Annotated in this window: 9 protein-coding genes; 8 read left to right on the top strand and 1 reads right to left on the bottom strand. The window is 63.8% G+C overall.

Going from position 1 to position 15,375, the window contains the following annotated elements; all coding sequences use genetic code 11:
- Window positions 1-74 precede the first annotated feature (74 nt).
- The 4 genes from OCV80_RS08240 (at window position 75) to OCV80_RS08225 (ending at window position 6,272) form a co-directional block, all read left to right on the top strand.
- Window positions 75-653 (top strand): ECF transporter S component, encoded by a 579-nt coding sequence (locus tag OCV80_RS08240; protein WP_021749481.1) that lies wholly within the window; start codon window positions 75-77, stop codon window positions 651-653.
- A 458-nt stretch (window positions 654-1,111) separates the two neighbouring features.
- Entirely contained in the window at window positions 1,112-3,055 is a 1,944-nt protein-coding gene (locus tag OCV80_RS08235) for an S-layer homology domain-containing protein (RefSeq protein ID WP_136891719.1), read from the top strand.
- A gap of 226 nt (window positions 3,056-3,281) precedes the next feature.
- Window positions 3,282-5,447, top strand: a complete 2,166-nt coding sequence (locus tag OCV80_RS08230) for an S-layer homology domain-containing protein (protein WP_136891720.1) — start codon at window positions 3,282-3,284, stop codon at window positions 5,445-5,447.
- Between the two features lie 39 nt (window positions 5,448-5,486).
- Window positions 5,487-6,272 (top strand): 5-deoxy-glucuronate isomerase, encoded by a 786-nt coding sequence (locus tag OCV80_RS08225; protein ID WP_021748851.1) that lies wholly within the window; start codon window positions 5,487-5,489, stop codon window positions 6,270-6,272.
- A 64-nt stretch (window positions 6,273-6,336) separates the two neighbouring features.
- Here OCV80_RS08225 and OCV80_RS08220 read toward each other — a convergent pair whose 3' ends face one another.
- Window positions 6,337-6,978, bottom strand: coding sequence for a TetR-like C-terminal domain-containing protein (locus tag OCV80_RS08220; protein WP_036630019.1), 642 nt, complete (start codon window positions 6,976-6,978; stop codon window positions 6,337-6,339).
- Between the two features lie 185 nt (window positions 6,979-7,163).
- Here OCV80_RS08220 and OCV80_RS08215 point away from each other — a divergent pair, with 185 nt between their 5' ends.
- From OCV80_RS08215 to mtnK, 4 genes are all read left to right on the top strand, one after another.
- The gene (locus OCV80_RS08215) at window positions 7,164-7,466 is read left to right on the top strand and encodes a hypothetical protein (protein ID WP_021748849.1); all 303 of its coding nucleotides are present in this window, start codon (window positions 7,164-7,166) and stop codon (window positions 7,464-7,466) included.
- 32 nt (window positions 7,467-7,498) lie between these two features.
- Window positions 7,499-9,994 carry an efflux RND transporter permease subunit gene (locus OCV80_RS08210; protein WP_025545143.1) on the top strand — a complete coding sequence of 832 codons (2,496 nt, stop codon included), beginning with the start codon at window positions 7,499-7,501 and terminating at the stop codon, window positions 9,992-9,994.
- Window positions 9,975-13,370 (top strand): GLUG motif-containing protein, encoded by a 3,396-nt coding sequence (locus OCV80_RS08205; protein ID WP_267288346.1) that lies wholly within the window; start codon window positions 9,975-9,977, stop codon window positions 13,368-13,370. Before OCV80_RS08210 ends, OCV80_RS08205 begins: the two co-directional genes overlap by 20 nt.
- Before the next feature lie 786 nt (window positions 13,371-14,156).
- Entirely contained in the window at window positions 14,157-15,362 is a 1,206-nt protein-coding gene (gene mtnK, locus OCV80_RS08200) for an S-methyl-5-thioribose kinase (RefSeq protein ID WP_025544433.1), read from the top strand.
- Window positions 15,363-15,375 lie beyond the last annotated feature (13 nt).

Genomic DNA, 15,375 nt, shown 5'->3' with positions numbered 1-15,375 from the left:
GTAAAAAAAGCCAGAAGGCTGGTGCGGCGCCAGAAGGCGGCGCGAAAAGACTTTTTGAGAAGGAGTTTAACCCCATGAAACACAGCAATTTCAAAACAAATGTCCATAACCTGGTCCTGGCGGCCATGTTCCTGGCCCTGGCGCTGGTACTGCCCTTCCTCACCGGACAGATCCCCCAGATCGGCGGGATGCTGCTGCCCATGCACCTGCCCGTGTTCCTCTGCGGCCTGATCTGCGGCTGGCGGTATGGCGCGGTGGTGGGATTCGTGGCCCCGCTGATGCGGATGGCGCTCTTCGGAATGCCGCCGCTGGTGGCCGCTGTGGCCATGGCCTTTGAGCTGGCGGCTTACGGTGGCATCGCGGGCTTTTTGTACAATCGGTCCCGCTGGCAGTGTGTGGTGGCCCTGTACCGTGCTCTGCTGGCTGCTATGGTGGGCGGCCGGATCGTCTGGGCTGCGGTGCGGGTGGTGATGACCGGCGTGGCCAGCGTGCCTTTCACCTGGCAGATCTTCCTGACCGAGGCGCTGGTGAACGCCATTCCCGGCATCATCCTCCAGCTGGTGTTCATTCCCGTCCTGATGGTGGCTCTGGACCGCACCGGCATGGTCCGCTTCCGCCGGGAGCAGGCCGGTACCCAGGCCGCCGGAAACTGACTGATCGGCGGCTTCTTTCGCAGGCAGAGCAGGCCCCCGGCGGACCGGACACGTTCCGGTCCGCCGGGGGCTTTCACATGCCTTGCCGCCCGCCGGCTCACCGGAGCCCTCCAAGCTGGGGAGCCGGCTCTGCGCTGCCGGGAATGTCTGGCGCGGCGCCCGGATCGTTCCAGCATATTTTGCCGGATGCACTGCGGCCCAATAGATGCGGCTGATGTGCCAGGCATTTCCAGTCATCTGGAAAATCCGGAAAGCCCTTGCGTGGCTCTGCCCCGCTGTGTTAGGATGTGAACCGTGCTTTTGAGGCCGGATTTTCCGCTGCCTGCTTGGCTTTTTGACAGAATCCGCAATGATTTGGCAGAATTTCTACATCTGGGAAGGCCCCTTTTCGGACCGGACGGAGAGTGCCCGCTTCAAAGCGCCGATACCTACAAACCAATCGGGAGGAATCTACACACATGAAGCGAGAACTTGTTACCGGACTGCTGACTCTGAGCCTGCTGGCCTCCATGCTGCCGGCCAATGCCCAGGCGGCGGAGGGGATGTTTGGTGCGTCTGCCGCCGGGCAGGTCCAGACCATGACGGAGGGGGCCGGGGAGGACGGCGTCCAAACGGAAAACACCGCGGATATCGACGGCACCCAGTATGCCACCCTGGCGGAGGCGGTGGCCCAGGCGGAAGAGGGCGCCACCATCCGGCTGCTCCGAGACGTGGAGCTGGACGCCTCCGGCCTGGTCAACGGCCAGGGAGCGCTGACGCTGTCCAAGGACTTGACTCTGGACGGCAGCGGCCATACCATCCGGGCGAAGGCGGGCACATTTTCTGTCTCCGGCGACAATGGCACCGGCCCCAGCCTCCTCAATCTTCAGGATGGCGCCGAGGTGACGCTGCGGGATGTGACCCTTGACGGCGGCAGTGCCGCCAAGCACGGCCTGAACATCTACCACGCCGGAATGGTGACCCTGGAGAACGTGGAGATCTCCAACTGCCGCTGGTACGCCCTGGTGGTCAATGGCACGGAGCTGTCCGTGGACGGCCTGACCACCTCCGGAAACCAGTGGGGCGTCAACATCGACCGGGGCAGCCGCGTCACCTTTGCGAACGCTGCTATTGCCGAGGGGGATTCCATTGTCTTTGAGGGGCAGGATGCCTCCGGCAGCCTGACCGTGGAGAGCGGCAGCTATCAGAATATCAAGACGCAGGGCGGCTCCACTGGCGGAACCATCGTCATCAACGGCGGCACCGTGGGCAGCGTAGTCAACGACACCGCGGCGGAGATCACCATCTCCGGCGGCACTGTGACCGGTCAGGTGGCCAACAGCGGCTCCGGCAGCATTTCTGTCACCGGCGGCAGCTTTGCCACTGCAGAGCTGGAGGATTTCATTGACCCGGACCGGACGATCATCCTGACCCTGGAGCTCGGCGAGGGCGCCGCCGGCGCGGCCGCCATGGCAGCCACCAGCGGCGCAGCCGTGGGGACGCTTCCCACGCCGGAGCGGAGCGGCTACGCCTTCGCGGGCTGGTACACCGCCGCCGACGGCGGCACTGCAGTTACTGCCGATACCGTCTTCGACGCAAACACAACCCTGTACGCCCGGTGGACTGAGAAGTCCGAGGACGGCGAGCATCTCATTACTGTGGACCAGGTCACCGGCGGCTCCCTGGAGGTGAGTGCCGGTCGGGCCGACGAGGGTGAGACGGTGACCATCACCGCGGCGCCGGATGACGGATACGAGCTGAAGAAGCTGACTGTCACCGACAGCCAGGACGGCGCAGTCCCGGTCCAGAACGCGGGGGAGGGGCGCTATACCTTCGTCATGCCCGGCGGCGGGGTGACCGTGTCCGCGTCCTTCGTCCGTTCCGGGGAGCAGACGGAACTGCCCTTCACGGATGTGGACAGCGGCGCGTACTATTACGATGCGGTCCGGTGGGCTGTGGAGCAGGGGATCGCCTCCGGTGTCACCGGAACGGCCTTCGCCCCGGGCCGCGGATGCACACGGGCCCAGCTTGTGACCTTCCTGTGGCGGGCAAACGGCTCTCCTGAGCCGTCCGAAAAGGAGAATCCCTTCACGGATGTGAGCCCCGACAGCTACTACTATAAGGCAGTTCTGTGGGCTGTGGAGCAGGGCATCACCTCCGGCGTCACCAAGACTGCCTTTGCCCCGGACCGGGTCTGCACCCGCGCTCAGGCGGCGGTGCTGCTGTGGCGGGCCGAGGGCTCTCCCGCAGCATCCGGGACGCATGACTTCCGGGACGTGGCGGAAGGTGCGTACTATGCGGACGCGGTGGCCTGGGCCGTGGAGAGCGGTGTGACCCAGGGCACCACTTCCACTACCTTTGAGCCCGGCACGACCTGCACCCGGGCGCAGATCATGACCTTCCTCCACCGCGCCATGGCGTGACAGAGAGGGCCCCAGGACAGATGCAGGCAGGTCCGGCTGAATCGCCCGGCCAGGACGCAGCCCATGTCAAACGGCGGGCCGCGCGGAGATTCTCCGTGCGGCCCGCCGCTCTGCCTTTCAAGGAACTTAAAAAAATAAGGAGAATCCGCAGCATCTCTGGAATTTTTCCGTCTGTTGGGATAGAATGGAATCACCATTCCGGAAACTGCCGACAATGGAGGGACGAATGATGAAGAAGCTGTTTTCTTTGACGCTGGCTATGGTGACGGCTCTGGGGCTGATGCTGCCGGCGTCCGCCGCAGAGGAGACCACAGACGAGGCCCTGGCCAGGGTGACCCAGGCCGTAAAGGCGGCCCTGGATCTGGACACGGATGCCTATGACGAATTTCAGGGCAGCTGGTATGAGGATGGTCTGACCGGTGCCTGGGATCTGTACTGGTCGACCGAGTTGGAGGAGGAACTGTCCATTTCCGCTCTGGATGACGGGACCGTAATCAGCTACGATCTGGGTCTGCCGTACACCGCCTCCAACAGCGGGGATTTCCCGGTCTTTCCCCAGGGGGATGAGGCCGCGGCCGCCCGGGCCGCCGGGGACTTTTTGGACAAGGTCCTGCGGGAGGGGGAGAGCGTGAAGCTGGAAGAGCCCCGCGGCATGGATATTCTGGGCGGGGACAGCTACCGCTACTCCGGAGTGATCCTGCTGAACGGCCTGCCCTCGCCGCTGACCTATTCCATCACTGTGGATGCGGCGGACAACCGGGTCCGGTCTTTCCACCGGACCACAGCGGAGGACACCTTCCTGGGAGACGTCCCCTCTGCCGCCGCTGCGGTGCGCCGCGACCGGGCTGCCAAACTCCTGACGGATACCCTGGAGCTGAAGCTGGAATACGTGCGGGAGGCGGGCGGCACGTCGGCCGTGCTCCGGTATCTGCCGGTGGATACGGACACCTTTTATGTAGATGCCGCCACAGGAGCGCTTTTGAATCTGACGGAGCTGGAGGACCAGATGGGCGGCTGGGGCGCCGGAGGCAGTGCCGACAACACCGCGGCTGCGGAGAGCGAGGACAGCGGCCTCAGCCCGGCGGAGCAGGCGGGCATCGCCCAGATGGAGGGCGTCCGGTCCTCCGCGTTCCTGGACCAGAGCCTGCGGGCAGAGCCGGTCTACGGCCTGACGGAGTACGCCCTGTCCTCCGCCGCCTACCGTCTGGCGGAACAGGAGGGGAAGGAGGATCAGGTCCTCTGCGTCCTGTCCTATGTGCGGCCCGGAGAGGAGGACAGCCGTTCCCGCACCATCACAGTGGATGCCCGCACCGGCGCGGTCCAGGAGGTATTCTCCTACGCACCCGGAATGGAGGAGGGGGAGACACCGGCCCTGACCCAGGCGGAGGCGCAGGTCAAAGCGGAGACGTTCCTGTCCGCCCTCTGCGGCGGGCGGTGGAGTGCCCTGACACTCTATGACGGCCGAGACAACACGGAGGACCGGCGTCCGTACTACACCTTCACATACGTCCAGCAGGTAGGCGGCATTCCCTTCCCGGAGAACCGCTATACCGTGGCCATCGACAGCGGAGACGGGTCCGTGTACCGGCTGGATTATCAGTACGACGAGGATGTGACGTTCGCCGGCTCCGCCGGTATCGTGGGTGAGACGGCGGCCCTGGCCGCCTGGGCGGGGACCTATGACACGGTCCTGGCCTACCGTCTGGTGCCCCGCCCTCTGGAGAGCGGCGACGAGACGGAAGCCCGGCTGATGGAGCTGGGGCTTACCCACTTCTACGAGCTGCGGCTGACCTACGCTCTGGAGCGGGAGGAGCGGTATCTGGGCATTGACGCCGCCACCGGCAAACCGGCGGCGCCGGAGTCCGGGGATACCGCCATCACCTATACGGACCTGTCGGGCTCCGGGGTGAAAGCCGATGTGGAGAAGCTGGCCCGCTATGGCGTGGGCTATGACGGGGGCCGCTTCCGGCCGGACAAACAGCTGACCCAGTGGGATCTGGTGGCCCTGTTGGCCAGCCTGGAGGGATACTGTATCGACCCGGAGACAGCGGATGAGAGCACGCGGGACACCGTCTATTCCGTGGCCTACCGGATGGGTATTCTGCCCCGGGGAACCCGGGATGAAGGCAGGGCCGTCACCCGCGGGCAGGCAGTGAAATGTCTGCTGGACTGCGCAGGTTATGGTCCAGCCGCCCGGCTTCAGGGCATCTACACCTGCACATACAGCGACGCTGCCGCCATCCCGGAGGCAGACCTGGGCTATGCGGCCATCGCCCAGGCGCTGGGCATGGTCCGGGGAAGCTATCAGGGGGACCGGACAGCCACCCGGGGAGAGCTGGCCGCCATGCTCTGCCGCCTGCTGGAGCGGCAGGGAGCAAACGCGGGCGCCTGAACGGGCCCGCCGGATGATGGAATTTGGGAGGAATTACACATGAAAAACGTATTCGGCTATCCGGAGTTTGACGCGGAGGGCGAGGAAATCCTCTGTACCTACGACAACGCATACAGCGATATGCTGATGGACATCCGGGTCTACCGGATGGAACCCGGCCGGAAGAGAGGCTTTTGCCGACGGGGCGAGGAGACCGCGGTGCTGCTTCTGTCCGGAACCGTGACCTTCGGCTGGGAGGGCCGGACGGAGACGGTCAGCCGCAGAGACGTGTTCACTGACGGCCCCTATGCCCTCCATGCCTGCGCCGGGGAGGAGATCACCGTGGAGGCGCAGACAGACGCGGAGATCCTGGTCCAGTGCACGAAGAATGACACAGCGTTCTCCGGCAGGCTGTACCGGCCGGAGGACGCCCCCTGGGTCTACTCCTGCGTGGGCAAGTTCGGCAATGTGGCCAAGCGCCGGGTAAACACCATCTTTGACAAGGATATCGCCCCCTGGTCCAATATGGTGCTGGGCGAGGTGCTGAACGACCGGGGGAACTGGTCCGGCTATCTGCCCCACCGGCACCCCCAGCCGGAGTGCTATTACTTCAAGTTCGACCGGCCGGAGGGCTTCGGCGCCAGTTTTGTGGGGGACCAGGTATTCAAGAGCGTGGACAACAGCTTCTCCGCCATCCCCGGCGGGTGCCTGCATCCCCAGGCAGTGGCGCCGGGCTTCCAGATGTATACCTGCTGGATGATCCGCCATCTGGACGGCAACCCCTGGCTGCAGACCACCCGCAACGAGGACGAGCGATATCTCTGGCTTCACGATGCGCAGGAGTGACCTGCCCACAGAGAGTTGAACAGCGGAAAAAGGCTCCGGGTTTCTCTGGGAACCCGGAGCCTTTTTATTTGGAAACAGGTCCGGCACAGTGGTCCGGTTCCAGAAGAGGCGCCGTCCCGGGACCTGCCTGGGACAGCCGGAGCCCGGCGCCACGCACATGGTCCCGCAGCACTTGGTCTACAAAGCGGATCAGCTCCTCCGGCGTGCCCTGGATCTCGCCCAGGAGCCAGTCCTCCACAATACTTACCAGCGCGCCCACATAGAACTGAGTCAGCATGGTGAGCTCCTGCTCCCCGGCCTCATACCCCAGCTCCGCGGCAATCAGACGGATCGTGCTCCGGATGATGGCGCGGATATCCGTCTGGAAGAACCGCTTCAGGTGGTCCCGGCCCATGGAGCGAAGGGCGCAGAGGCAGAACACACGGTTCTCCTGCAGGTATTGGAAAAGCTGGAGCAGGCCGTCCTGCCACAGCATGACGCCCTCGTGTTCCCGGAGCAGCGCCACCGCCTCCTCCTCAAAGATCCAGCGCACCGCGTCGTAGACATCGTCAAAATGGTAGTAAAAATGCTGGCGCGCCATGCCGCAGCCCCGCATGATCTCCGCCACGGTGATCCTGTTCAGGGGTTTCTGGGTCATCAGCTCCTTGAGTACAGTGCAGATCTGCCGCTTGGCCGCATTGCTGGCCTCGTATGTCCGTTTTTTCATATCGACCTCCATGGACCGGCAGACTCCAGTCCATTGCAGTCCAGTATAACACATTTTCCAGAGGAGTGCATCTATGCAGAATGGGGGCAAGTGTCAGATTTCTGACATCTGCCCAAGGTCTGCACCTTGCATCTCCGGGCCTGTTTCCAGTATGCTGGAGGAAATGCGGAAAGGAGCGGAGGAAGATGCGGGAAGAGTATCACGTCACGCTGTACAGCCAGATGGGCCCCAGGGAGGGTCGCCTGGACCTCCAATACGAGGGTTCTGCCGTCACAGGATCCCTGGAACTGATGGGACGCCGCAACCCCGTCCATGGCGTACGGTCGGAGGATGGGCATCTGTGCCTCTCTCATGCTATCCGGACGGCGGTCAGCACCCTTTTCTGCGAGACGGCGCTGGAGCTCCATGGGGAACGCCTTACTGGAGTGACCACGGCGGACGTCTGCCGGATGCGATGGGAGGGGAGCCGGATCTCCCCTGAGCCGTGATGGGACCGGGATTGCCGGAAGGAGCTGAAACTGTGCGCAAAGACACTGAAAAACCATCCTTTTTTGTGCGGCTGGCCACGGTGATCGTGGATAAGCGGAAGCTGATCTTTTTCCTGTACGCGTGTGCGCTGCTGTTCTGCCTGTTCTCCCGGAACTGGGTCAGCGTCTGCAACGACATCACGGAGTACCTGCCGGACTCCACAGAGACCCGCCAGGGGCTGACCCTGATGGAGGAGGAATTCACCACCTTCGGTACCGCCCGGGTGATGGTGTCCCACGTGACGCGGGGCATCGCGGAGGATCTGGCGGAACAGATCGGGGAGATCGAGGGCGTCTCCTCCGCGTCCCTGGGAGACAGCATCGGCGCAGAGGAGGACGGGGAGGCCGAGACGCCGGAGGACATCGCATCGTATTTCAAGGGCGCGGACGCGCTGATCTCCGTGACCTTTGCGGGGGAGGAGGATGACGAATCCGCCCTGGCCGCCATGGAGGCCATCCGGGAGCTGCTGGCCCCCTATGACTTTTATATAGACAGCTCTGTGGGGGATTCCCAGGCGGACTCCCTGGCCGATGAGATGGGGATCATCCTGGCGGTAGCGGCGGTTATCATCGTGCTGGTGCTGCTGCTGACTTCCCGCTCCTATGCGGAGATTCCGGTGCTGCTGCTGACCTTTATCGCGGCGGCCCTGCTGAATCTGGGCACGAACTTCATCTTCGGAGAGATCTCCTTTGTCTCCAACTCTGTGACGGTGGTGCTCCAGCTGGCTCTGGCCATCGACTATGCCATCATCATGCTGCACCGCTTCCTGGAGGAGCGGGAGCACGCCGGAGACCGGGAGGCGTGCATTGCGGCGGTCAGCGCCGCCATTCCCTCCATCTCCGCCAGCAGCCTCACCACCATCTCCGGCCTGGCGGCCATGATGTTCATGCAGTTTCAGATCGGCTTCGACATGGGCATCGTGCTGATCAAGTCCATTCTGTTCAGTATGCTGTCGGTGTTCACCCTGATGCCGGGGTTGCTGATGCTCTTTTCCAAGGCGATGGAGAGGACCCGCCACCGCAGCTTCATCCCCAGGATCGACCGCTGGGGCGGATTTGTCCTGAAGCTGCGCCATGTGGGAGTGCCGCTGTTCATTGTGGCCCTGGTGGGGGGCTTTTTCCTCTCCAACCGGTGCCCCTATGTGTACGGCTATACCCAGATCGAGACTGCGCGGCAGAACGAGTCCCAGGTGGCGGAGCAGCGGGTCAGCGACACCTTCGGCACCCAGAACGTGATCGCTCTGCTGGTGCCCCGGGGAGACTATGACAGTGAGAAAGCCCTGCTGGAACGGCTGGAGGCCTGCGATCAGGTGGACTACGCCATGGGCCTCTCCAATATCGAGGTGATGGACGGACACACCCTCACCGATGCCCTGACGCCCCGGCAGTTTTCCGAAATGACAGACCTGGACTACGAGCTCGTCTGCCTGCTGTACACTGCCTACGCGGCGGAGGAGGAGGCCTACGGCCGGATCGTGGGCGGTCTGGACGACTATGCGGTCCCTCTGATGGATATGTTTTTCTTCGCCTACGACAAGGCGGAGGAGGGCTATGTGGATCTGGACGAGGGGCAGCAGGCGGACCTGGACGATCTCTATGAACAGCTCGACAACGCCCGGGTCCAGATGCTGGGGGAAAACTACACCCGTATGCTCATCAATCTGAACCTGCCGGAGGAGGGGGCGGAGACCTTTGCTTTCCTCCAGACCATCCACCGGGAGGCGGAGCGGTACTACGACGCGGACAGCGTCTATCTGGTGGGGGATTCCACCAGCGACTATGACCTGTCCGTCTCCTTTGCCCGGGATAACATCATGATCAGTGTCCTGTCGGTGGTGTTCGTCATCATCGTGCTGCTGTTCACCTTCCAGTCTGTGGGACTGCCGATCCTGCTGATTTTGGTGATCCAGGGCAGCATCTGGATCAATTTTTCCTTCCCCGGCATGGCCCAGAAGCCCATTTTCTTCCTGAGCTATCTGATCGTGACAGCCATCCAGATGGGCGCCAATATCGACTACGCCATCGTGATCTCCTCCTGGTACAATGAGCTGAAGGCGGAGATGTCCCGACGGGACGCCATCGTCCAGGCGCTGAATCTGTCCTTCCCCACGGTACTGACCTCGGGGAGTATCCTGTCCTCTGCCGGATTCCTCATCGCCCAAATCACCACAGAGCCTGCCATCGTGGGCATCGGCGAGTGCCTGTGCCGGGGGACGCTGATCTCCATGTTCCTGGTCATGTTCATCCTGCCCCAGATCCTGTTCCTGGGCGACGGGATCGTGGAGCGGACCCGGTTCGATCTCAAGGTGCCGGAGGTTGCCAGGAGTGCCCATGGCACCGTCTATGTCAACGGCCGGGTTCGGGGCCGTATTTCCGGCGTAGTGGATGCCCAGATCCAGGGCGTGATTTACGGGGACGTCTCCGGAATGCTGGAGACGGGAGCTTATCAGAAAGAGGAGGAGCCCGCCCATGAGACGGAAGATTCATAAATGCCTGAGCTTCCTTCTGGCGGCGGTGCTGCTGGCGTCCCTGGCGGCGCCTGCTGCCCTGGCCGCCGAAGGCGGGGACACGGTTTTCGTCCGCACGGCGGAGGACCTGGTCCAACTGGCAGAGAACTGCACCCTGGACAGCTGGTCCCAGGGAAGAATTGTCCGCCTGCAGGCGGATATCGACCTGTCCGGCACGGACTTCACCCCCATCCCCACCTTTGGGGGGACCTTTGAGGGGCAGGGCCACACCATTTCCGGTCTGTCCATCACGGGCAGCGGCAATGTCCGGGGACTGTTCCGGTACATACAGCCCTCCGGCGTAGTGCGGGATCTGTCGGTGGAGGGACGGGTCGATCCCTCTGACCGGAAGAATACCCTGGGCGGCATTGCCGGCAGCAACCGGGGCCTTCTTGCCGGCTGCACCTTCCACGGGACGGTGCGGGGAGCGGACAGCATAGGCGGTCTTGTGGGGATCAACGAGAGCTCGGGACAGATCGTCAACTGCACTTTCTCCGGAGCCGTCACGGGAGAGCATTATGCCGGGGGCATCGCCGGGCAGAACTACGGCGCCGTTATCCAGTGCCGGAACAGCGGCAGCATCAACACCACGGAGGTGGATGCGGAGCTGGATCTGGACGCCATCAACCGGGAACAGCTGAACGCGGCGGAAAACGTGCCGGTATGCACCGATATCGGCGGCGTCGCCGGGTATTCCTCTGGTATCATCCAGAGCTGCACCAATTCCGGCAGCGTGGGCTATGACCACGTGGGCTACAACATCGGCGGCATCGTGGGGCGGCAGTCCGGATATCTGGACGGCTGTGCCAACTCCGGCGACATTCTGGGCCGGAAGGACGTGGGCGGCGTCGCCGGTCAGCTGGAGCCGGAAGTGCGGCTGCTCTATGACCAGGGGCAGATGGGGGAGTTGCTGGATGCCCTGGACGGTCTGGGGGATCTGCTGGACCAGACGCAGCAGGATCTGCGGGGCACTTCCGACGCTCTGTCGGACCGGATGGACGCCATCTCCGCCCGGACGGACGAGGCCCGGGAGGCAGTGGGCGATCTGGCGGACTCCGCCGCGGACTGGACCAATGAGAATATCGAGGAGCTCAACAGCCTCACGGCCCGGATCTCCTGGCTCATCGACCAGCTGGCGCCGATCCTGGATGACGCCGTCGATGTGATGGACCTGGTGGAGGACCTGGCCGACGAGCTTGGGAATGCGCTGGATGAAGTCGGCGCGGCATCAGGGCTGGGAGATCAGGCGGAACAGGAGCTGCGGGCGGCAGTCCAGTCCCTCCGCCGGGCGGCCTCCAGTGGAAAAGAGGCCGTTGCCCGCCTGCTGTCGGCGCTGGAGCATCTGGGCGCGGCCCTGGGCAGCGCCCTCCAGAGCCAGGAGGCCATGGAAGAGGTTCGGGCTGCCGCCGGGGACCTGGCAGCCGCCCTCGGGGACATGTCCGACACGCTGGCAGAGATCGCCCGCATTCTGTGGAACGGCGGCGACGAAGCGGCGCTGGGAGAGGCGGCTCAAGCCCTGGCGGATACACTGGCCAGGGCGGGGGATGCGCTGGAACAGGCGGCGAACGCCGTCGCGGCCCACATGGACAGCGGCGAGCTGGAAGAGGCCGGGAAGGACGCGGCGGCCGCATGGCAGGCACTGGGAGAGGCGGCTCAGGCCCTGCGGGCCGCCGCCGGACACGCCACCGACGCGGCAGCGCTGCTGGCAAAGCTTCTGGCACAGGGCGGAGACCTGGCGGAAGCGTTTCGGGACCTGGGCAGGACGTTGGAGAAAGTGGCTTCCCGGGCATCCCGTCTCGGCGAGGACCTGGCCGACGTCTTTTGGGAGCTGGCCGAGGAGCCCACCATCACCATCCGTCCCATTGACAGTGCCATTCGGGAGCAGGGGGACGCCCTGGGGGACGTCTTTGCCGGTCTGCTGGAGGACGGCGACGCCCTGCGGGAGACCATGTCCGCGGCCACGGATACACTATTGGACGATCTGGAAGCCATCGGAGACCAGTTCCGGGTTATCACGGATCTGCTGCGGGATCTGCTGGAGCAAACTGGAGAGGAATTGTCGGACCGTTTCGAGGACATCTCGGACCAGGAGACCAGTGGACCGGATACCGGATGTGTCGCCAATTCCCGGAACACAGGGACCGTGGAGGGAGACATCAACGTGGCCGGCATCGTAGGGTCCATGGCCATTGAATACGACTTCGACCCCGAGGATGACCTGATCGAAGAGGGAGACCGCTCCCTGGACTTCCGCTATCAGACGAAGGCCGTGGTCCGCGCCTGCATGAACCGGGGCGGCGTCACCGGAAAACGGGACTATGCCGGCGGCGTGGTGGGTCTCATGGACCTGGGGCGGGTGAGCGCCTGCGAGAACTATGGGGACATCGCCAGCACGGACGGCGGTTATGTAGGCGGTATCGCCGGCGCCTCCTGGGGGACCATCCGGGACAGCTGGGTCAAGTGTCATCTCTCCGGCGGCGATTATATCGGCGGCGTGGCCGGACTGGGAGCCACCCTGGAAAACTGCCATACGCTGGTGGAAATCGAAGAGGGCTCCGCCTATCTGGGCGCCGTGGCGGGAGATGTGGACGCCGATGCCGCCGTATCCGACAACACCTTTACCAGTGAACGACTGGGGGCTCTGGATGGGATCAGCTACGCCGGCCATGCTGAACCGGTGGATTTTGACACCCTGTGCACCACGCCCGGCGTACCGGAATCCTTCTCCCGGCTGGAGCTGACCTTTGTGGCGGACGGCGTGGTGGTAGAGGTCGTCCCCTTCCAGTACGGAGAGGGGATTGACGCCCTGCCGGAGATTCCGGCGAAAAAGGGCTGCTCTGCCTCCTGGCCGGATCTGGACTACACCTGCCTCACCGCCAGCCAGACCCTGGAGGCGGAGTATACCCCCTACACCTCCGCCCTGACGGATGGCGGGGAGCTGCCGGAGATCCTGGTGGACGGCAGCTTCAGCAGCCGGGCACAGGTCTCCCACACCACGGAAGAGGTGGCCTGGACGGACGGCGGCGCGGAGTATGCGGGCACCGCCTATACCGTGACGGTGGAGGACCCGGACCTGGAACAGGCGGCCTACACGGTCCACTGCCGCCTGCCGGACCCCGGCAAGCGGTACGACCTCTGGGTGCTGAGTGAGGATGGCTGGACCAAGACGGATGCCCGGTTGGACGGCCAGTATCTGCTGCTGGAGAGCCAGACCGGGACGGTCACCTTCTGCCTGACGGAGCGGGCCGGTCCTCTGGCGGTCGTTATTCTGGCCGTCGGCTTTGCCGGGCTGTTGATCGGCTTTTGCTGGCTCATCCGCTGGCGGCGGAAAGGCACTGCGGCAGGACGCAAACACTGACCTGCGGCCGTGTGCGGAGGAGACAAAGCACGATATGGCACGCTCTCTGCCGGAGAATGGAGATGCGGTCCGTATGCCGCTTTTGGGGTTCCCCGGACCCGGTGCCGGAAAAGGCATGGCAAGCTGCCATGCCTTTTCTGCCGTTCATGCGGCGATTCGCGTTTCGCGGATGGCTGTGCGCCACGCCGCATGGACGGACAACGGCCGGGGATTCTCCTGGCAATCTCTGTCCTGGCGGACTTCCGCCGGAGGAGTTCCGGCAGAATGATGACAGGCGGAACCGGGCTGCCGGAGCGTGCGTTGGCACCGGAGGGAAGCAGGCGGCCCCGTCAGCAGAATCCTCGCCTGGGAATGGCGCGGCATCGCATCCCGGACCGGACAGCCGGGGCGGGACGGCCGCAAGCTGCTTGTGTGCATGATTGAGGCGGTTGAAATCCTGAAAGTTAAGCGGTTATACCGGACATATTGTTGAGAATGGCCCTGTCTTATGGTATGATTTGGTTGATCGCCCACGGACAGGGAGATGCCACGCTTCCTTGGCCTGTCCGGCAGAACGCCTGGGGAATATCCCGGCAGGCCGGGGCAAGAGAAACAAGTATCTATGGTCAATCGGGGAAGGGCCGATCATCCCTGGCCGCCGGGCAGGCTCTGGCCGCTGCAAAACGGCGCTGCCCCGGTCTACCCATCATTTTCAAACACGCGGGAAATCCTGCCCGGGTTGAAAAGAGAGGGTAAAAGCCGCGCCTGTCCGTTTCGGTCCGCAATGAGAAGGGAGTCCTTTGATCCATGTCTGCATTCAGCGAATTTTTCCTCATGAAGCCGGATGACGTCAAGCGCTATGCGGCAGAGGTTCTTCACCGGTTCGACCCGGATGAGGAGACCACCTGTACGGAGATCGGCGACGGCAACATCAACTACGTCTTCCGGGTCCGCTCTCTGCGGGATGGCCGCTCGGTCATCGTCAAGCAGGCGGACAAGCGGCTGCGCTCCTCCGGGCGGCCGCTGGACATCTATCGGAGCAGGATCGAGGCGCAGGCCCTGCAGCTGGAGTCCCGGCTGGCGCCGGATTACATCCCGGAGGTCTACCACTATGACGAGACCATGGCGGCTCTGTCCATGGAGGATATCTCCGCCTATCGGAACCTCCGCAAGGAGCTGCTGGCGGGCAGGATATACGGCCATCTGGCGGAGAACATCTCCACCTTCCTGGCCCAGTCCCTGCTGCCCACCACGGATCTGGTGCTGGACCGCCGGGAGAAAAAGCGCCGGGTGCAGTTCTTCACCAATCCGGAGCTGTGCGACATCACGGAGGATCTGGTCCTGACGGAACCCTACTGGAACTACAAGGGCCGCAACATCGTTACCCCCGGGAACGAGGACTTTGTCAGGACCTTTCTCTATGAAAATGATGCCCTTCACAGGGAGGTGGGCAGGCTCCGAAACGGCTTCATGAACAACGCCCAGGCGCTGCTCCACGGGGATCTCCACACCGGCTCCATCTTTGCCAACGAACAGGGCGTAAAGGTCATTGATCCGGAATTCGCCTTTTACGGTCCCATGGGATATGATATCGGCAACGTCATCGGGAACCTGTTCTTCTCCTGGGCCAACCGCTGTTTTACCGCGCCGCAGGACACGGCGGCTGCCCGGGCGCTGGAGGATACCATCCGCGGCGTGTGCGACCTGACGGCGGAGAAGCTGACCGCCAGGTACGACGAGCTGGTGACCTTCCCCCTGTACCGGGCGGAGGGGTTCTGCCGCGCGTATCTGGACGGCGTCATGGCCGACTCCTACGGCTATGCGGGCACGGAGATCATCCGACGGGTGGTGGGCGACTCCAAGGTCATGGAGGTCACCTCCGTCACAGACCCGGACATCCGGATTCCCATGGAGCGGGCCCTGATTAAAATGGGTATCTTCCTAATCCGGGAGCGGGAGAGCGGCCTGAATGGCTCCGCTGTGACCAGAGCTTTCCGCGGGATACTGGCGTAAAGGAGGCGGCAAG

Origin of the sequence: Oscillibacter acetigenes (genome assembly GCF_025567605.1) — a bacterium.
Classification (GTDB): Bacteria; Bacillota; Clostridia; order Oscillospirales; family Oscillospiraceae; genus Oscillibacter; species Oscillibacter welbionis.
Note: the sequence above shows the minus strand (reverse complement) of the source record. Positions and strands in the feature narration are given on the sequence as shown.